We start from the raw sequence: 18,664 nt of genomic DNA, 5'->3' as shown, positions 1-18,664 counted from the left end.
AAGGTTATGCGTTGGTGGGGTCACCCGGGAGCATCGCCGTGGCGAGCGTCTCCTGCAGCCAGGTCAGGAAGTCGTAGACCGACATGGCGTGCAGGCGCGGATCGTCCTCGTCCATCTCCGCCAGCTCCTCCTCGAGCCGGTCGACGTCGGCGTCCTCGCGCAGCCCGAGCCGCTCGCCGAGCACGAGCCGGACATCGGTGAGGGCGATGACGAAGTCGATCGCGGTCCGCTCGTCCAGCTCGACACCGGACCCCGGTGCGCGCAGGGCGGCGATCGCGGACGTGAGGTGGCGCGCCTTGCGCTGGCGCAGTCCGTGCTCGGTCAGCCGGCGGAACTCGGCAGAGGCCTGGTCGTCCGTGCGGTTGCCGGCGGGGAGGAGTCGCTCGAGGGCCGGGTCGCGGTCGCCGAAGGACCGGGCGTCGGCGGGGACGGGCCTGTCGTCGGGCGTCTGGTCCTCGGCGGACAGGGACACTCCCATGCCCAGGCCGCCCAGCCCCGACACGATCGACTCGAAGTCGTCGCCCTCACCGCTCGTGGGCGGCGTGCCTGCGTCGGGTTCCACGAGGTCACGCACCTGCTCCATGAGACCCGCGACGACCGTGCGCTCCACGGCATCGAGCTTCGCGGCATACCGGATCGTCCTGCCACGTCCGCGCCGGATGAACGCACGCGCCATCAGTCGTCCTTCTGCCTGGTCGTCTCGCCCTTGCTCGTGCGGGCTGTCGTGCCGACCATCAGTCGTCCTTTTGAAAGGTGGCCCACAGGCCATACCCCTGCAGGGCCTCGGTGTCGATCTCCATCTTCTCGCGCGGTCCGTGGGAGACGACCGCCCGACCCTTGGTGTGGACGTCCATCATGAGCTTCTCGGCCTTGGCCCGGTCGTAGCCGAAGTAGGTCTGGAACACGAAGGTGACGTAGGACATGAGGTTGACCGGGTCGTTCCAGACGAGCGTGATCCACGGGATGTCGGGCTCGACCACGGAGTCGGAGGAGACGACCTCCTCCTGCACGGGCGCGATGGACACGGCTCCCACAATAGGGTGCCGAGGGTGAGCCCTCACTCCCCCGCTCCCACCCCGGACGGCTCGTCGTCACCGTCGGCGGCCCTCCTCACCGACCACTACGAGCTGACCATGGTGCAGGCCGCCCTGCGCTCGGGAGCAGCCTCTCGACGCTGCGTGTTCGAGACGTTCGCCCGCCGCCTGCCCGACGGCAGGCGCTACGGCGTCGTGGCGGGGACCGGCCGTCTCCTCGACGCCGTCGAGCGCTTCCGCTTCGGGGACGCGGAGATCGCGGCCCTGCGCGACGGTCGGGTCGTCGACGACGAGACGCTGGACTTCCTCGCCGGCTACCGCTTCGAGGGAGACATCAGGGGGTATGCCGAGGGCGAGGCCTACTTCCCCGGCTCACCGGTGCTCGTGGTCGAGGCGGACTTCGCCCACGGCGTCGTCCTCGAGACACTCGTGCTCTCGATCCTCAACCACGACAGCGCGATCGCGAGTGCCGCGTCGCGCATGACGGGGGCAGCGGGCACGCGTCCCTGCATCGAGATGGGCTCGCGCCGGACGCACGAGGAGGCCGCCGTGGCGGCTGCGCGGGCGGCATACATCGCGGGGTTCGCGACGACCTCGAACCTCGAGGCGGGGCGCCGCTGGGGCGTGCCCACGGCCGGGACTGCTGCCCACGCGTTCACGCTGCTGCACGACGACGAGCGGGAGGCGTTCACCGCCCAGGTCGAGGCGCTCGGGGTCGGGACGACGCTGCTCGTCGACACGTACGACGTCCAGCGAGCCGTCGAGATCGCCGTCGACGTCGCCGGCCCGGAGCTGGGTGCGGTGCGGCTGGACAGCGGTGACCTGCTCGTCCAGGCGAGAGAGGTGCGTGACCAGCTCGACTCGCTCGGGGCGACGCGCACGCGGATCGTCGTCACCTCGGACCTCGACGAGTTCGCCATCGCCGGGCTCGCGGCCGGACCCGTCGACGCCTACGGGGTCGGGACGCAGCTCGTCACCGGCTCGGGCGCACCGACGGCCGGCATGGTCTACAAGCTCGTCGCACGGACCGACGACTCCGGTGAGATGGTCGGCGTGGCCAAGGCGAGCAAGGACAAGACGTCCGTCGGTGGTCGTAAGTTCGCGCTGCGTCGCCGCAACGAGCGCGGCACCGCCGAGGCCGAGGTCATCGGCATCGGTGAGCCCCCGTCCGACGACGGCGACGACCGTCCGCTCCTCGTCGACTACGTCCGGGGCGGCGAGCCCGTCGGCGCCGAAAACGCCTCGCTCGAGGCGGCGCGCGAGCGGCACGAGGCGTCGATGGCCGAGCTGCCCCGCTCGGCGCACCAGCTGAGCCGCGGCGAGCCGGCGATCCCCACGACCTACGCCTGAGCGGAGTTCTCACAGCCCCTCCGGCCGCTCTGTGCGGTGAGTGTTACGGACGGTTTACTCGCGCCGTCCGGACCTGAAACACCGCACCGACAGGGTCTCGTGCCATGGAGACCACGACGCCGCCGGACCTCTCGGCACCGGACACCGCCCTCGTCCCGCCCGCCGCCACGACCGCCGCCCCGACCCGTCCGGGCCGCTGGATCGAGCACTGGGACCCCGAAGACGCCAGCTTCTGGCAGTCCACCGGCCGCCCCGTCGCGCGCCGCAACCTCACGTTCTCGATCCTCGCCGAGTTCCTCGGCTTCTGCGTCTGGGCCCTCTGGTCGGTGGTCGTGCCGCTGCTGCCGGCCGCCGGGTTCGACCTCACCCTCGACCAGCAGTTCTGGCTCATCGCCGTGCCGAGCCTGGTCGGCGCGACGATCCGCATCCCCTACACCTTCGCGGTGCCGGCGTTCGGCGGTCGCAACTGGACGGTCATCTCGTCCCTGCTCCTCCTGCTGCCCGCATCCGCGCTCGCCTGGGTGGTCACCCGGCCGGAGACGCCGTTCGGCGTGCTGCTGCTGTGCGCGGCCCTGGCCGGCTTCGGCGGTGGGAACTTCGCCTCGTCGATGACGAACATCTCGTTCTTCTTCCCCGAGGCCGAGAAGGGAAAGGCGTTGGGCCTCAACGCTGCTGGCGGCAACCTCGGCACCGGCATCGTGCAGATGGTGGTCCCCGCGATCATCGCGATCGGCGCCGGCGTGCACCTCGAGCGGGCCGGACTCGTGTTCATCCCGTTGGCGCTGCTGGCCGCGTTCGCCGCGTGGCGGTGGATGGACAACCTCTCGGGGATCAAGGCGGACTTCCGGTCGTTCGCCCTCGCGACGCGGAGCCCGCACACGTGGGTCATCTCGTTCCTCTACATCGGCACCTTCGGTTCCTTCATCGGGTATGCCGGCGCGTTCCCGACCCTGCTCAAGACCCAGTTCCCGACGGCACCGCTCGGGCTGGCGTTCATGGGTGCGCTCCTCGGCGCCCTGTCGCGCCCGCTCGGTGGCATCATCGCGGACCGGCTCGGCGGCGCACGCGTCACCATCGCGTCGTTCGGCCTGCTCGTCGTGGGAGCCCTCGCGGCGGTCGAGGGCCTGCAGGCCAAGAGTTTCCCGCTGTTCTTCGCCGCCTTCCTCGTGCTCTTCACCGCCGCGGGCATCGGCAATGGCGCCACCTACCGGATGATCCCGGCGGTCTTCCGCGCCGGGGTGTCAGCGGACGCGCTGCCGACCGCGCGCAAGGCCGCGGCGGGGTGCATCGGCATCGCCGGGGCGGTCGGCGCCTACGGCGGCTTCTTCATCCCGCGCGGCTTCGCGATGGCCAAGGACACCTACGGATCACTCGTCCCGGCGCTGTACGTCTTCGTCGCGGCCTACGTGCTCATGGCCCTGACGACGTATGCCGTGTACCAGCGCCGCGGGTCGGCGCTCGCCTCGGAGACGATCTGAGTCCCTCGATGACCACCGTCGCCACGCACTGCCCCTACTGCGCGCTGCAGTGCGCCCAGACGCTCACGCCGGGTCCCGCCGGCGTGAGCGTCTCCGGGCGCGACTTCCCCACCAACCGTGGTGGCCTGTGCCAGAAGGGCTGGACGAGCGCGTCGGTGCTCACCGCAGCCGACCGGCTCACCACTCCCTTGGTGCGAGGCGAGGGCGGCGAGCTGGAGCCCACGTCGTGGGAATCCGCGCTGGACGCGGTTGCGCTGCGGCTCAGGGAGATTCGCGCGGTGCACGGTCCGAATGCGGTGGCGGTCTTCGGAGGAGGCGGGCTGACGAACGAGAAGGCCTATCAGCTGGGCAAGTTCGCCCGCATCGCGCTCGGCACGGCCAACGTCGACTACAACGGCCGCTTCTGCATGAGCAGTGCGGCCGCCGCCGCCAACCGCTCACTCGGCATCGACCGCGGGCTGCCCTTCCCCCTCACCGACCTCGGCGGAGCCCAAGCGGTGCTCCTGCTCGGGAGCAACCTGGCCGAGACGATGCCGCCCGCGGTCGCGCACCTGTCGGGCGCCAGGGCAGCCGGCGGCCTCGTGGTGGTCGACCCCCGGGTGAGTGCCACCGCCGCGCTCACCGACGACGGTGCGGGGCTGCACCTACAGCCGGTGCCGGGCACCGACCTCGTCGTGCTCCTCGGGCTGCTCCACGTGGTCTTCGCGGAGGGCTTGGCCGACACGGCATACATCGACTCGCGCACGACCGGAGTCGAGGACGCGCGCCGGCTGGCCGCGACCTGGTGGCCCGAGCGCGTCGAGCAGGTTGCGGGCGTCCCGGCCGCCCGCCTGCGTGAGACCGCGCGCCGGCTCGCTGCCGCCAGCCCGTCGCGCGGCGGTCGCGGCGCGTACGTGCTCACCGGCCGCGGGGTAGAGCAGTCCACCCAGGGGACGGCCACGGTGAACGCGGCGATCAACCTGGCGCTCGCGCTCGGCCTGCCCGGACGTGTCGGCTCCGGCTACGGCGCGGTCACCGGACAGGGCAACGGCCAGGGAGGGCGCGAGCACGGGCAGAAGTCCGACCAGCTCCCCGGCTACCGGATGATCGACGACCCGGCGGCGCGTGCCCACGTGGCCTCCGTCTGGGGCGTGGACCCTGCGCTCATCCCGGGCAAGGGCAAGCCGGCCGTGGAGCTGCTCGCCTCGCTCGGACGCGACGACGGTCCGCGGGCGATGCTCGTCCACGGGGCCAACCTGCGCGTGTCGGCGCCCAACTCGGGCCAGGTGGAGGCTCGGCTCGACGCACTGGACCTTCTCGTCGTGTGTGACGTCGTCCCGTCCGAGACCGCGCAGCGCGCCGACGTCGTGCTGCCGGTGCTCCAGTGGGCCGAGGAGGAGGGAACCATGACCTCCCTCGAGGGTCGGGTCCTGCGCCGGCGCAAGGCCCTCGACGCACCCAAGGGTGCCCGATCGGAGCTCTGGGTGTGGCGCGAGCTCGCTGGCCGACTCGGCGCCCCCGGCACGTGGGACACGGAGGCGTCGCTGGTCTTCGACGAGCTGGCCCGCGCCAGCTCCGGGGGGCGCGCCGATTACGGCGGCCTGAGCCACGCCCGCCTCGATGCCGAGCCCGACCTGTACTGGCCCTGCCCGACGAGCGCTGGCGACCCGCACCCGGGGACACCCCGGCTGTTCCTCGACGCCTTCCCCACCGCTGACGGGCGGGCGAGGTTCGTCGCCGTCGACGACCGGGGTCCGGCCGACGACGTGCACGCGGGCGCCCCGATCCACCTCGTGACCGGTCGGGTTCTCCAGCACTACCAGTCCGGCGCACAGACCCGGCGCGTCGAGTCGCTCGTCGCCGCAGCCCCCGAGCCCTTCGTCGAGATGCACCCCGTCCTCGCCGACCGCCACGGCATCGTCACGGGAGACCGGGTCACCCTGACAAGTGCGCGGGGGGCCGTCACGGCACCGGCCCGGGTCACCGAGACCGTGCGCCCCGACACCGTGTTCATGCCCTTCCACTGGGGCAGTGACGGCAGCGTCAACAGGGTCACCAACGACGCGACCGACCCGGTGTCGGGGATGCCGGAGTTCAAGGTCTGCGCGGTGAGCGTGGCCCGCGCCGACACGTCGTCGGCGCCCACTCCCGCCGGACAACCCTCGACCGACTGGTCACGAACGGCACCGGCACCCACACCGGCGGCGGCCGCCACGGAGGTACGGACATGAGACTCGTCGTCATCGGCAACGGCATGGTGGGCGCGCGCTTCGTCGAGGACCTCCTCGCGCGGGACCACGACGGGAAGTACGACGTCACGGTCGTCGGCGCCGAGGGGTGCGAGCCCTACAACCGCGTCCTCCTCAGCGAGGTCGTCGCCGGCCGCCACGACCTCACCTCCCTCACCCTGCCGACCCCCGAGCACCCGCGCCTCACTGTGCTGCGCGGGACTGCGGCTGCTTCCATCGACCGCGAGGACCGTGTCGTCACCACGACCGACGGGAGCCGGCACCGCTACGACCAGCTCGTCCTCGCCACCGGGGCCGAGGCGAGGATCCCGCCACTGCCCGGTCTCGACGTCGGTGACGGGCAGCTCCCCCGCGGGGTGCACGCACTGCGCAGCATCGACGACGCCCGCGAGATCATCGCGGCGACGCTCAACTCCCGTCGGGCCGTCGTGCTCGGCGCAGGGGTGCTCGGGATCGAGGCGGCCAGCGGGCTGGCGCAACGCGGGTGCGCCGTGACGATCGTGCACCCGGCCGCAGCTCTCATGGAGCGACAGCTCGACGGGCCGGCCAGCAGCGTGCTCGCCGGCGCCATGCCCGACGTCGGCATCCACCCGCGCATCGGAGTCGGGGCGGAGGCCGCGATCGTCGCGAACGGACGTCTCACCGGCATACGGCTCACCGACGGAGACGTCGTCGAGTCCGACCTCCTCGTCGTCGCCACCGGCACCGTCGCGAACGCGGCCCTCGCCCAGGATGCCGGGCTCGCCTGCGGGCGCGGGATCGTCGTCGACGAGGCGTCGGCCACCGCCGACGGCCGCATCTTCGCCATCGGCGACTGCGCCCAACCGCCCTCGGGCGCGATGGGACTGGTCGCTCAGGGATGGGACCAGGCCCGAGCCCTCGCCGAGCGGCTCACGGGCACGACGGTCCCCGGCCGAGCCTCCCGCGTCGGCGCGGGCGGGAGCGACGTCGTCCGGGTCAAGGCCCACGGGCTCGACGTCGTGACGATGGGTGTGTGCGGCGGCGACCGGCGCGACGACCCCACGCAGCGCACGCTCAGCCTCTCCGACCCCGGTGCCGGCCGTCACGTCGAGGTGGTCGTCTCGGGTGACCGGCTCGTCGGCGCGACGTGCATCGGTGCGGGTCAGGTCGCCTCCGACCTCGTCGCGGCCTACACACGCCGCACCCCGGTGCCGAGGGACCCCGCCCACCTCCTGCTCACCGCCCTCTCGCCCGCGACCGCGCCGGTGACCTCGCCGGACTCCCTGCCGGACGACGCGACCGTCTGTCGCTGCAACGGCGTCACGAAGGCGGAGATCGCGCAGGCCCACGCCTGTGGGGCGAGGACCGTCGAGGACGTCGCCGCCGCCACGCGGGCGACGACAGGCTGCGGTGGCTGCGCGCAGGACGTGTGCAGACTCGTCGACTGGCTCGGGACGCGCGCCGGCGCTGCGACCTCACCGCGGTGAGCTCGACGGTGTGAGAACCGTTTTACGCAGGTGAAACAGTCGAACCACAGTCCCGAAACGGCCCGTCCGTAGCGTCCTCGACATGCTCAAGGGACAACCCACCCAGCACCTCGTCGTCGTCGGCGGCGGCATGGTCGCCCGCCGCCTCATCGACGCCCTCCGCTCCCGAGACGAGGCAGGGACGTGGTCGGTGACGCTGCTCTGCGAGGAGCCGCGGGCGCCCTACGACCGTGTCGCCCTCACGTCGTACTTCACCGGCCGCCACCCCGAGGACCTCGCCCTCGGGAGCCAGGATCTCTGGGACGACCCACTCGTCACCCTGAAGCGCGGGGTCAGGGCGGACAGCATCGACCGCGAGGCGAGGACCGTGACCACCAACGGCGGAGCCGTCCTCAGCTACGACGCGCTCGTCCTGGCCACCGGCTCGTATGCCGCCGTGCCCCCCGTTCCCGGCAAGGACCTCCGCGGGGCGTTCGTCTACCGCACCATCGACGACGTCGCGGACCTGCGCGCCTGGGTCGAGAAGCGCCGCGGTGAGCTCGACCGGCCGGTGCGAGGCGCCGTCGTCGGCGGTGGGCTGCTCGGACTCGAGGCAGCCGGCGCGCTGCAGGCGCTCGACGTGGAGTCGACCGTCGTGGAGTTCGCCCCACGCCTCATGCCCCTCCAGGTGGACGACGGCGGTGGCGAGGGGCTCAAGCGGCTCATCGAAGGACTCGGCGTGCGGGTGCGCACCTCGACCGCGACCTCACGGATCGTGGGCGACCGCGGGACGGTCTCGCGCATGGAGTTCACCGAGGGGCCCGCCCTCGACGTCGACGTCGTGATCTTCGCCGTCGGTGTCCGGCCGCGTGACGAGCTCGCCCGCGCAGCGGGTCTCGACGTGGGTGAGCGCGGGGGTGTCATCGTCGACGATGCCTGTGCCACAGCGGATCCCGTCGTCTGGGCCATCGGTGAGGTCGCCAACATCGGCGGACGCTGCCTCGGACTCGTCGCCCCGGGCTACACGATGGCCGAGGTCGTGGCCGACCGGCTGCTCGGCGGACAGGGCACCTTCCCCGGCGCCGACCTCTCGACCAAGCTCAAGCTCCTCGGGGTCGACGTCGCGAGCTTCGGCGACGCCTTCGCCCAGGAGCCCGGAGGCCTCGAGGTGGTCATCTCCGACCCCGTGGCCGGTGTCTACAAGAAGCTCGTGATGAGCGACGACGCCCGCACCCTGCGCGGCGGGATCCTCGTGGGTGACGCCAGTGCCTACGCGGCGCTGCGCCCCATGGTGGGCCGTGAGCTGGGAGGGGACCCTGCGGCATACCTGCTTCCCGAAGGCGCCGGACCGGCACCGGTGGGTGAGCTGCCCGACGAGGCGACGGTCTGCTCGTGCAACAACGTCACGGCCGGCGCGGTGCGCTGTTCGGTGAGCGAGGAGGGCTGCACCGACCTGGCGGGCGTCAAGGCGTGCACCCGTGCAGGGACGAGCTGCGGCTCCTGCCTGCCGCTGGTCAAGAAGCTCGTCACCACCGAGCTCGAGCGGTCCGGCGTCGAGGTCAGCAACGCGCTGTGCGAGCACTTCGACCTCTCCCGTGCGCAGCTCTTCGACGTCGTGCGGGTGCAGGAGCTCACGACCTTCAGCGAGATCATCGCCACGCACGGTCGCGGACGCGGCTGCGACATCTGCAAGCCGGTCGTCGGCTCCATCCTCGCTTCCCTCGGCACCGGCCACATCCTCGAGGGTGAGCGGGCGACGCTGCAGGACACCAACGACCACGTCATGGCCAACCTGCAGAAGGACGGGTCCTACTCGGTCGTCCCCCGCATCCCCGGTGGAGAGGTCACGCCGGAGGGGCTCATCGCCATCGGCGAGGTCGCCCAGGAGTTCGGCCTCTACACCAAGATCACCGGTGGCCAGCGGATCGACCTCTTCGGCGCCCGCATCGACCAGCTGCCCTCCATCTGGAAACGGTTGGTGGACAGCGGTTTCGAGTCCGGACACGCGTACGGCAAGTCGCTGCGGACGGTGAAGTCGTGCGTCGGCTCGACGTGGTGCCGCTACGGCGTGCAGGACTCGGTCGGGCTGGCCATCGCCCTCGAGCTGCGCTACCGCGGGCTGCGCTCACCACACAAGATCAAGCTCGGCGTCTCGGGCTGCGCGCGCGAGTGCGCCGAGGCCCGCGGCAAGGACGTCGGCGTCATCGCGACCGACAACGGCTGGAACCTCTACGTCGGGGGCAACGGCGGCTTCACACCGAAGCACGCGCAGCTGCTCGCCGAGGACCTCGACACCGACACGCTGGTCCGGACCATCGACCGCTTCCTCATGTACTACGTTCGCACGGCCGACCGGCTCCAGCGCACCGCCACCTGGGTCGAGGACCACGAGGGCGGGCTCGGGGCGATCCGCGGTGTCGTCATCGACGACTCGCTCGGCATCGCGTCCGACCTCGACACGGCGATGGCCACCCATGTCGAGGACTACGAGGACGAGTGGGCCGCGGCCCTGGCCGACCCCGAGAAGCTCCGGCGCTTCGAGTCGTTCGTCAACGCCCCGGACGAGGTCGACGACTCGCTGGCCTACGTCTCCGAACGCGGTCAACCCCGGCCCGCCACCGAGGACGACCGCCGACGCGACGTACTCATCGCGGGCACCACCCTGGAGGTGCGCCGATGACCGCCGACGTCGCGACCGCACGGCACGGTCTCGCCCTGCCGACCTGGATCGGGGTATGCCGCCTCGACGACCTGGCCCGCGAGCGGGGCTCGGCCGCCCTCGTCGGGGGCGTGCAGGTCGCGCTCTTCCGCACCCACCTCGACGACGTGTATGCCGTGCAGCAGCTCGACCCGTACTCCGGCGCCCACGTCATGTCACGCGGCATCGTCGGGACCCGTGGAGAGACACCGACGATCGCCTCACCGATGTACAAGCAGGTGTTCGACCTGCGCACCGGGGAGTGCCTCGACCCGGTCGGCAAGGAGCCCCGGTCCCTGCGCACGTGGGCTGTCCGCGTGCGCGACGGCATCGTCCATGTCGAACGCCCCGACCCGGTCGGGCAGGCACCGGCATGACGACCCTCGTGGGGGTCGAGCTCGCCGGCCGGCCCGTGCTCGTGGCCGGCGGCGGACCCGTCGCGGCCTCCAAGGCGGCCGCGCTCGTGGCCGACGGCGCCCTGGTGCACGTCGTGACCCCGGTCGTCTGCGAGGCCATGCTCGATCTCGTCGACGGTGCCGGTGTGACGTGGAGCCAGCGCGAGGTCGATGTCGAGGACGTCGTCGGGACGTGGTTCGTCGTCGCCGCCACCGGTGACCTCGACGTCGACCGCGACCTCTGCGCCCGCGCGACCACGGAGCGGGTGTTCAGCGTGTGCGCCGGAGCCTCGAAGCACGGCACGGCCCGGAACCCTGCGGTCACCGATCATGCGGGGCTGCGGGTGGGCGTGGTCTCGCTCGGACGGCCCGATCCCGCCCGGGCGGTCGGGGTCCGCAATGCGCTGGCCGTCCACCTGGCGTCGTCGCAGCTCGACCTGCGGGCCCGCCGTCGCGGGTCCGCGCAGCCCGGCCGCGTCGTCCTCGTCGGCGGTGGCCCTGGTGCGGAGGACCTCATCACGGTGCGGGGCCGGCAAGCCCTGGCACAGGCCGACGTCGTCGTCACCGACCGGCTCGGGCCGACCGGGCTGCTGCGGACGCTCCCGCTCGACGTCGAGGTCATCGACGTCGGCAAGACCGCGGGGCACCACACCGTGCCCCAGTCCGAGATCAACCGGATCCTCGTCGAGCAGGCCCGGCGTGGTCGTACGGTCGTGCGGCTCAAGGGTGGCGACCCGTTCGTCTACGGGCGAGGCGGCGAGGAGGTGATCGCCTGCCGCGAGGCCGGGGTCGACATCGAGGTCGTCCCGGGTGTGAGCTCGGCCCTCAGCGCGCCGGGGGCGGCCGGCATACCCCTCACCCATCGGGGCACGGTCGGTGCGGTGCACGTCGTCCACGGCCACGAACGGATCGACGGCCACGCGCTGGCCGCGGTGGCTGCCGAGGGCGCGACCCTCGTCGTGCTCATGGGTGTGCGCATGCTCGCGGAGCACGTACGTGACCTCCGTGCGGCGGGGGCCGCCTCCGACCTGCCCGTCGCGATCGTCGAGGACGCGACCACCGAGCGGCAGCGCGTGACGACCGCGCCCCTGGCCGAGGTGACCGAGGCTGCGGCCCGCGTGGGCGTGCGCGCCCCGGCAGTGATCGTCGTGGGTCGGGTCGCGGACCCCCTGCTCCTCGCGGCGCCCGAGGCAGTGGCGTGAGCGCCGTCCGAACCCCACCCACCCTCGGCCAGGTCATGGCCGGCTGCGTCGTCCTCGTGACGGCCGACCGCCGGTCGGGCGAGCTCGCATCGGCACTCGCCAGGCGCGGCGCGACCGTGCGCCACGCCCCGGCCCTGACGATCGTCCCGCACGAGCACGACGAGGAGCTCGTCGTCGCAACGAAGGACCTCATCGCCGTCCCTCCGGACATCGTCGTCGTCACCACGGGCATCGGGCTGCGGGGGTGGATCGAGGCCGCGGACGCCGCGGGGCATGCCGACGAGCTGCTCGAGGTGCTCGGCCGCGCGCGGATCGTCGCCCGCGGCCCCAAGGCGCGTGGCGCGATCCAGGCCGCGGGCCTCACCGCCGACTGGGTCGCCGAGTCCGAGACCTCCGCCGAGATCCTCGAGCTGCTGCTCGACGAGGGGGTGGCCGGGCTGAGGGTGGCGGTCCAGCACCACGGGGCCGGCGCCGACGGGCTCGACACCGAGCTCGCGGCCGCGGGAGCCGACGTCGCCAGCCTCGTCGTCTACCGGTGGGGGCCGACGCCCGACCCGGCCGCGCTCGCTCAGTCCGTGCGCGATGCGGCTTCGGGCGACATCGACGCAGTCGTCTTCACGTCGGCACCCGGCGCGCACGCGTGGCTGGCTGCGGCGGATGCCGAGGGCGTCACCGACGAGGTGGCCGCCCGGTGCTCCTCGGGGTGCCTCGTCGCGGCTGCCGTCGGACCGGTGACCGCACAACCCCTGCAGGACAGGGGCATCGAGCCGATCGTGCCGGACCGAGGGCGTCTCGGCGCGCTCGTCAGGAGGCTCGTCCACCACTACGAGATGGCGCAGTCCTCGGCGGTCGCCACGGTTGCCGGGCAGCTCCAGGTCAGGCGGACGGTCGCCCTGCTCGACGGTCACGTCCTCCCCCTGTCGCCGAGCGGGCTCGCCGTGGTCCGGCTGCTCGCGGACAGCGCCGGTGAGGTCGTCTCACGCGCCGACGTCCTCGCGGTGCTCCCCGGCGACTCCACGGACCCGCACGCGGCCGAGGTCGCCGTCGGACGGGTTCGGGACGTGGCCGGACGAGGGCTGGTGCAGACCGTGGTCAAGCGCGGGTACCGCCTCGCCCTCGCCTGACCCGGCTCGCGCGACCCAGCGTGTTCCGCAACGGCACCAGTCGGCTCGTGGGTGGTGGGGCAGTCGTCAGCCAGCACGGCAACGCAGACGTAACCCCGCAGCACCTCCCCCGCAACGACGTCGCACCACGATGGCTTCACGCCACGTCACCCGCAGTCGGAGGAGGCACCCATGACCGCTGTGCATCAGGACGGGAGCCTGCCGCAGCACGGCCACCTGCCCCAGCCAGGGCATCGGGACTCCGTGCGGCTGCTCGGCTTCCCGCGCGACGGCCGCCACGTGCTCGTCATCGGCGGCGGACGCGTCGCGGCGCACCGGGTCGACGCCCTGGCGCGGAGCAACCACCTCGTCGTCGTGGTCGCCACGCACTTGTGCGACGACATGTACGACCTGCTCGCCGAGCGCCGGATCAGCTGGGAGAACAGGGCACCACGGCCGAGCGACCTCGACCGGGCGTGGTTGGTCCATGCCGCAAGCGGGGACGCCGCGCTCGACGCCCTCGTCTGCGGATGGGTCGAGTCACGCCGTCGCCCCCGACGCGTCAGCCGCGGCGGCCGCTCCAGCTGAGGTGGTACCTGCCGTCGTCGCAGGCCAGCCCGCCCTCGCCGAGGTCGAGCGGCCGGAAGGTGTCGACCATGACGGCGAGCTCGTCGAAGTACTCGGCGCCGATCGAGGCCTCGGCCGCACCCGGCTGCGGACCGTGCGCGTGGCCGCCCGGGTGCAGCGAGATCGACCCCTGCCCGATGCCCGACCCCTTGCGCGCCTCGTAGTCGCCCTCGACGTAGAACATGACCTCGTCGGAGTCGACGTTGGAGTGGTAGTAGGGCACCGGGATCGACAGCGGGTGGTAGTCGACCTTGCGCGGCACGAAGTTGCACACGACGAAGTTCCAGCCCTCGAAGACCTGGTGCGCCGGCGGCGGCTGGTGCACGCGACCCGTGATGGGCTCGTAGTCGCGCACGTTGAAGACGTAGGGGTAGAGGCAGCCGTCCCAGCCCACGACGTCGAGCGGGTGGAAGGGCAGCGTGTGGACCGTCCCGACGATGCCGCCGCTGCTGGCCGGGCCCGAGCCGCGGTGCTTGATGTAGACCTCGGTCTCGGCGTCGGCCTTCTCACCGATGTCCTCGGCGAGGAGCGGTCCCTGCGGCACACGCAGGTCGCGCTCGCAGTAGGGGCTGTGCTCGAGGAGCTGGCCGTACTTGCTCAGGTAGCGCTTGGGCGGCGCGATGTGGCTGTTGCCCTCGATCGCGTAGGCGCGCAGCGGCTCCTTGCGCGAGACCACCGGGATCCAGCGGTGGGTCGTCGCCCTCGGGATGATGATGTAGTCGCCCTGCGCGACGTCGAACGCCCCGAAGACCGTCTCGACCCGGGCCGCGCCGCGCTCGATGTAGACGCACTCGTCACCGATGCCGTTGCGGTACCACGGGCTCGTCGCGCCGGCCACGGCATACGAGATCCTGACGTCACCGTTGCCGAGCAGGAGCCGGCGCCCGGTCACGACGTCGGTCTGCTTGACCGTCTTCGCACTGTCGAAGAGCGCGTGCGGTTGGAGGTGCAGCGGCTTGAGCGGGTGGTTGGGCGTCGTCGAGAGGTCACCGACCGCCCACTCACGGGCGTCGACGATCGTTGACGGGATGTTGCGGTGGTAGAGCAGTGAGGAGTCGGACGAGAAGCCCTCCTCGCCCATGAGCTCCTCGTAGTAGAGCTCGCCCTTCCTGCCACGGGCAGCCGGTCGGCGATGCTGCGTGTGCCGCTTGGGCGGGATGCTGCCCATCGACTGGTAGTGCGCCACTGCTCTCCACCTCACTGTGTCGATACGTCGCGTCGTCGTGTGTCCGTCGCCGCGTCGAGAAGTCGCTGCGACCAGCCTAGTAGCGTGTCCGGCATGTCAACGGCGCCCCCCGCCCTGCTCGCGGGACTCATCGACGACGCCGCCGTCTTCCCTCCCGGCAACGCACCCCTGACCGTGGCCGTCCGGCGCCACGCCGGCCATCGACAGGCCCCGTATGCCGTCCTCGTCGGTCCGCTGCTCGTGCCGGCTTCCGACGTGGGCGCCCTGCTCTCGCAGCAGCTGCCCGAGGCCGGACGCCCCTTGGAGATCGGCCTCATCGCGCGCCCCGGCGTCGACCCGTCGGTCGTCGTGAGCGCCCTTGGCCTGCTGGCCGACACGGACGCGGTCGAGGCCGTCGGGGCCGAGCTCGGGTGGTTCCCCGGCTGGCGCGACCTGCCCGTCGGCGGGCTGCCCCTGACGCTCGAGATCCCCCGTGGCGCCGACCGCGACCGGGCCCTCGAGGACGTCCGGGCGGGTATGGACGAGTCCGGACGGGTCGTGCAGGCGAAGTTCCGCACCGGCGCCACCCAGACGTGGGATTGGCCGGACGAGGCCGAGCTCGCCACCTTCCTCCACGACTGCGCCCGGGTCGGCGTGCCGTTCAAGCTCACCGGCGGGCTGCACCACGCGGTCCGCGCGGAGCACGACGGCGAACCCCAGCACGGCCTGCTCAACGTCCTCCTCGCGGTCCATTCCGCCGCGCACGACGGAGATCTGACCGCGGTGGAGTCGCTTCTCGCACAGCGCGATTCCGACCTCCTCACCGACGCCGTGCTCGACCTCGACGACCCCGCGGCCGCGCGCGTCCGCGGTCTCTTCACGGCATACGGCTGCTGCGAGGTCACCGACCCGATCGGTGAGCTCGACGCTCTCGGCCTGCTGGATCTCGACGACCTCGACCGTGACCCCGATGAGGAGAACCTCTGATGACCTGGCTCGACGTGCCCGCCGACCACCCCTTCGGCATCGCCAACCTTCCCTACGGCATCTTCTCGACCGAGGGCGCCGCGCCACGGGTCGGGACCCGGATCGGCGACCACGTCCTCGACCTCGGTCCGTGCGCCGAGCAGGCCGGCATGGAGTCGTATGCCGTGTGGCTCGAGCCGTCGCTCAACGCCTTCCTCGCTCAGGGCCGTCCGGCGTGGACCGCGGCGCGGGAGTGGGTCACCGACGTGCTGACGAACCCGGCGCGTCGCGACTGCGTCGAGCCCCACCTCCTCCCCGTCGACGCGGTGACGATGCACCTGCCCGTCGAGGTGGCCGACTACGTCGACTTCTACGCCAGCGAGCACCACGCGACCAACGTGGGCAAGATCTTCCGCCCCGACTCCGAGCCGCTCACCCCGAACTGGAAGCACCTGCCGATCGGCTACCACGGGCGCTCCGGCACCGTCGTCGTCTCGGGCACCGACATCGTCCGCCCCAGCGGCCAGCGCAAGCCCCCGACCGAGGACATGCCGGTGTTCGGCCCGAGCGTCCGGCTCGACATCGAGGCCGAGCTCGGCTTCGTCGTGGGCGGAGCGACCGAGCTGGGTTCGCCTGTCTCCGTGGCCGACTCGGACGACCACCTCTTCGGTGTCGTCCTGCTCAACGACTGGAGCGCCCGCGATCTCCAGGCCTGGGAGTACGTCCCGCTCGGACCGTTCCTCGGCAAGTCGTTCGCGACGACGATCTCGCCGTGGGTGGTGACGATCGATGCGCTGCGGTCCGCCCGGGTCCCCCTGCCCGGCCAGAGCGATCCCACCCCCCTGCCCTACCTGCAGGGTGAGGCGACCGACGACGGTGCGGGCACGGCATACGGGCTCGACATCTCCTACGAGGTCGAGTGGAACGGCACCGTCGTCTCGCGCCCGCCGTACCGCACGATGTACTGGTCACCCGCGCAGATGGTCGCGCACATGACGGTCAACGGAGCGACGCTGCGCAACGGCGACCTCTTCGGGTCCGGCACGATCTCCGGTCCGGAGAAGGACCAGCGCGGGTCGTTCCTCGAGCTCTCGTGGAGCGGTCAGGAGCCGGTCACCCTCGACGACGGGACCGAGCGCACCTTCCTCGAGGACGGCGACACCGTGGTGCTGCGTGCGACGGCTCCCGGGCCGGGCGGCATGACGATCTCGCTCGGTGAGTGCACCGGCACCATCCGGGCGGCGCGCTGACCGCACCCGGCGTGGTCAGCGCTGGGTGCGCCCCTTGACGACGATGGTCCTGGCGATCTTGTCGTGCAGTGCCTGCCGCCGGGGGTCCGCGATGGGCCAGACGAGGTCCATGACGAGGGCGACGGTGCCGAAGAGCGACAGGTAGGGCACGTTGCCGAAGGCCTGGGCCACCGCCTGGAAGCCGGTGCGGCGGATCGCGGTGTCGGTGTCGAGAGGGCCGGGTCGGTCCAGCCGACGAACGCTGATGCCGACGAGGAGCTTGCCGGGCGTCGCGGCCCAGCGGACCAGGCAGAAGACGTGGTAGGCGAGGAAGAGCACGAGCTGGATCCCGAGGAACGCAGCGAGGTAGCCGAAGCGGGCCTCGCCGAGCGCCGCGCTCACGGCCTGCACGTCACCGGAGGACATGGCGGCGTCGAGCCGGTCGACCAGCGGCTCGATGGCCTTCCAGAGGAACCAGCCGCCGGCCACGAGGGCGGCGAAGCTGACGATGAGCGTGTCGACGAGGTAGGCGACGACCCGCAGCCCGTAGGGGGCGAGCACCGTGTGCTCGGGCAGCCCCTGGATCGGCGCGGGCGGGGTCGACGGCTCCTGGTGGTGCGCCTGCGGGTGCGGCTGCGGCCCCCAGCCCTCGGGTCGGACGGGAGGGTGACCGGGGCGAGGAGTCGGCGCGGGTGCCGGCGGTTGCGGCGTGCGGGTCCGCAGCGGCGTCGTGTTCGACGTCCAGAGGATCCCGTCGAAGTAGCGCAGCTCCTCGGGGTTGTCGGGGTTCTCGTACCACCCGGGACCGCTCGGCGTGCTCATGCTGCGCAGGATGTCACACCCGGCTGGTCGCTCCCCCACCGCCGTTGACGCGACCGGCGAGATCGAGGACCTCCCGGGCCACCTGGGCCGGGTCGTGCAGGAAGTGCAGGTGCAGGGCGCCTGCGACCTCGCCTGCCGGCCAGCCGAGCCGGCGCGCCCGGCCCAGCTCCGCGGCATACGTCTGCCCGAAGGCGAGGTAGGCGCACGGCCCGTCCTCCCACCCGGCCGGAGCCGTGACCTTCGAGCGGAAGTAGGCCAGCGGCAGTGTCGGGAGCCCGGCCTCTGCGGAGGCCCTGGAACTGCGGTCCGGGAACAGCGGCTCGACGTCGTCCTCCGGCCACCACTGCGTCCAGGGCGGCAGCAACCCGTGGGGACCGGCCAGCTCCTCGAGGTGGCCGAGCATGGCCGCAGGCGCCATGGCGCACGCGCCGTGCGGCGGCGGCAGGGCCGCGTCGACGAAGACCGTCGGTATGCCGTCCGCCACCGCGGGTGCCACGAGTCCCGCGTTGCTGTGGGCCACGACGAGCTCGGGGCGCAGGGCGTCGACGGCCTGCCGGAAGGCTTCCAGCACCTCCCGGCCCGTGGTCACCTCTGACGGCACCTCTGCCACCTCTGTGGTGACGCCGAGCTGCCGGAACGCGTCTGCGAGAACGGCATACGCCCCGGACCCGACGAGCGGACTTGGGAGGACGAGGAGCGAGGCGACCACCGTCGGAGTCGTCAGCCGACCTGACGCTCGAACGTCACGAGGACGCCCTCGGTGCCACCCGGGCCGATCCGCCCCTTGACCTCGACGGCGGTCACGGCCTTGAGCTGCCACCCCTTGGCGGCCCACTCGTTGAGCACGCCCTCGAGCTTGCCGGCGGACATCTTGCCGCCGACGAGGCCTTCACGGATCTGCACGACCTTGTACTCGTATCCCATGAAGCGAGCGTATGCC

17 protein-coding genes are annotated in these 18,664 nt (G+C 72.2%); 11 read left to right on the top strand and 6 right to left on the bottom strand.

Annotated features, from left to right (window positions below; genetic code table 11):
• Nucleotides 1–4: 4 nt before the first annotated feature.
• Complete coding sequence (locus tag LL946_RS13975; RefSeq protein WP_404381633.1) at nucleotides 5–676, bottom strand: DUF2017 family protein; 672 nt, start codon at nucleotides 674–676, stop codon at nucleotides 5–7.
• Between the two features lie 58 nt (nucleotides 677–734).
• Nucleotides 735–1,025: an ATP-dependent Clp protease adapter ClpS gene (clpS, locus tag LL946_RS13970; protein WP_404381631.1), complete on the bottom strand. Its 291-nt coding sequence runs from the start codon at nucleotides 1,023–1,025 to the stop codon at nucleotides 735–737.
• A gap of 108 nt (nucleotides 1,026–1,133) precedes the next feature.
• On the opposite strand from clpS, the gene LL946_RS13965 reads away from it, so the two are divergent.
• From LL946_RS13965 to LL946_RS13925, 9 genes are all read left to right on the top strand, one after another.
• A complete protein-coding gene (locus LL946_RS13965) occupies nucleotides 1,134–2,384 on the top strand; it encodes a nicotinate phosphoribosyltransferase (protein WP_404386909.1) in 1,251 nt (416 codons plus the stop codon).
• Between the two features lie 104 nt (nucleotides 2,385–2,488).
• Nucleotides 2,489–3,862 (top strand): MFS transporter, encoded by a 1,374-nt coding sequence (locus tag LL946_RS13960; RefSeq protein WP_404381630.1) that lies wholly within the window; start codon nucleotides 2,489–2,491, stop codon nucleotides 3,860–3,862.
• Nucleotides 3,863–3,870: 8 nt separating this feature from the next.
• Entirely contained in the window at nucleotides 3,871–6,072 is a 2,202-nt protein-coding gene (locus tag LL946_RS13955; RefSeq protein ID WP_404381628.1) for a molybdopterin oxidoreductase family protein, read from the top strand.
• Nucleotides 6,069–7,538, top strand: coding sequence for an FAD-dependent oxidoreductase (locus LL946_RS13950; protein WP_404381626.1), 1,470 nt, complete (start codon nucleotides 6,069–6,071; stop codon nucleotides 7,536–7,538). The genes LL946_RS13955 and LL946_RS13950 overlap by 4 nt, the downstream gene beginning before the upstream one ends.
• 82 nt (nucleotides 7,539–7,620) lie before the next feature.
• Entirely contained in the window at nucleotides 7,621–10,197 is a 2,577-nt protein-coding gene (gene nirB, locus LL946_RS13945) for a nitrite reductase large subunit NirB (RefSeq protein ID WP_404381624.1), read from the top strand.
• A complete protein-coding gene (gene nirD / locus LL946_RS13940; protein WP_404381622.1) occupies nucleotides 10,194–10,592 on the top strand; it encodes a nitrite reductase small subunit NirD in 399 nt (132 codons plus the stop codon). The genes nirB and nirD overlap by 4 nt, the downstream gene beginning before the upstream one ends.
• On the top strand, nucleotides 10,589–11,812 hold the full coding sequence (gene cobA / locus LL946_RS13935; RefSeq protein WP_404381620.1) for a uroporphyrinogen-III C-methyltransferase: 1,224 nt from the start codon (nucleotides 10,589–10,591) through the stop codon (nucleotides 11,810–11,812). Before nirD ends, cobA begins: the two co-directional genes overlap by 4 nt.
• A gap of 35 nt (nucleotides 11,813–11,847) precedes the next feature.
• On the top strand, nucleotides 11,848–12,936 hold the full coding sequence (locus LL946_RS13930) for a uroporphyrinogen-III synthase (protein ID WP_404386907.1): 1,089 nt from the start codon (nucleotides 11,848–11,850) through the stop codon (nucleotides 12,934–12,936).
• A gap of 171 nt (nucleotides 12,937–13,107) precedes the next feature.
• Entirely contained in the window at nucleotides 13,108–13,503 is a 396-nt protein-coding gene (locus tag LL946_RS13925; protein WP_404381618.1) for a bifunctional precorrin-2 dehydrogenase/sirohydrochlorin ferrochelatase, read from the top strand.
• Here the strand turns inward: LL946_RS13925 and LL946_RS13920 are convergent.
• Nucleotides 13,478–14,728 (bottom strand): homogentisate 1,2-dioxygenase, encoded by a 1,251-nt coding sequence (locus LL946_RS13920; RefSeq protein ID WP_404381616.1) that lies wholly within the window; start codon nucleotides 14,726–14,728, stop codon nucleotides 13,478–13,480. The two genes, LL946_RS13925 and LL946_RS13920, sit on opposite strands and share 26 nt — an antisense overlap.
• A gap of 93 nt (nucleotides 14,729–14,821) precedes the next feature.
• On the opposite strand from LL946_RS13920, the gene LL946_RS13915 reads away from it, so the two are divergent.
• Both LL946_RS13915 and fahA read left to right on the top strand, forming a co-directional pair.
• Nucleotides 14,822–15,694, top strand: coding sequence for a hypothetical protein (locus tag LL946_RS13915; RefSeq protein ID WP_404381614.1), 873 nt, complete (start codon nucleotides 14,822–14,824; stop codon nucleotides 15,692–15,694).
• Nucleotides 15,694–16,923: a fumarylacetoacetase gene (fahA, locus tag LL946_RS13910; protein WP_404381612.1), complete on the top strand. Its 1,230-nt coding sequence runs from the start codon at nucleotides 15,694–15,696 to the stop codon at nucleotides 16,921–16,923. The genes LL946_RS13915 and fahA overlap by 1 nt, the downstream gene beginning before the upstream one ends.
• 15 nt (nucleotides 16,924–16,938) lie before the next feature.
• Here fahA and LL946_RS13905 read toward each other — a convergent pair whose 3' ends face one another.
• From LL946_RS13905 to LL946_RS13895, 3 genes are read right to left on the bottom strand one after another with little or no spacing between them, the layout of a single operon-like run.
• On the bottom strand, nucleotides 16,939–17,724 hold the full coding sequence (locus tag LL946_RS13905; protein WP_404381610.1) for an RDD family protein: 786 nt from the start codon (nucleotides 17,722–17,724) through the stop codon (nucleotides 16,939–16,941).
• Between the two features lie 13 nt (nucleotides 17,725–17,737).
• Nucleotides 17,738–18,433 carry a hypothetical protein gene (locus LL946_RS13900; protein ID WP_404381608.1) on the bottom strand — a complete coding sequence of 232 codons (696 nt, stop codon included), beginning with the start codon at nucleotides 18,431–18,433 and terminating at the stop codon, nucleotides 17,738–17,740.
• Between the two features lie 11 nt (nucleotides 18,434–18,444).
• Complete coding sequence (locus LL946_RS13895; protein WP_404381607.1) at nucleotides 18,445–18,648, bottom strand: DUF4177 domain-containing protein; 204 nt, start codon at nucleotides 18,646–18,648, stop codon at nucleotides 18,445–18,447.
• Nucleotides 18,649–18,664 lie beyond the last annotated feature (16 nt).

This window comes from Knoellia locipacati (assembly GCF_044791685.1).
Taxonomy (GTDB): domain Bacteria; phylum Actinomycetota; class Actinomycetes; order Actinomycetales; family Dermatophilaceae; genus Knoellia; species Knoellia locipacati_A.
This window is presented reverse-complemented; position numbering and strand designations above follow the sequence as displayed.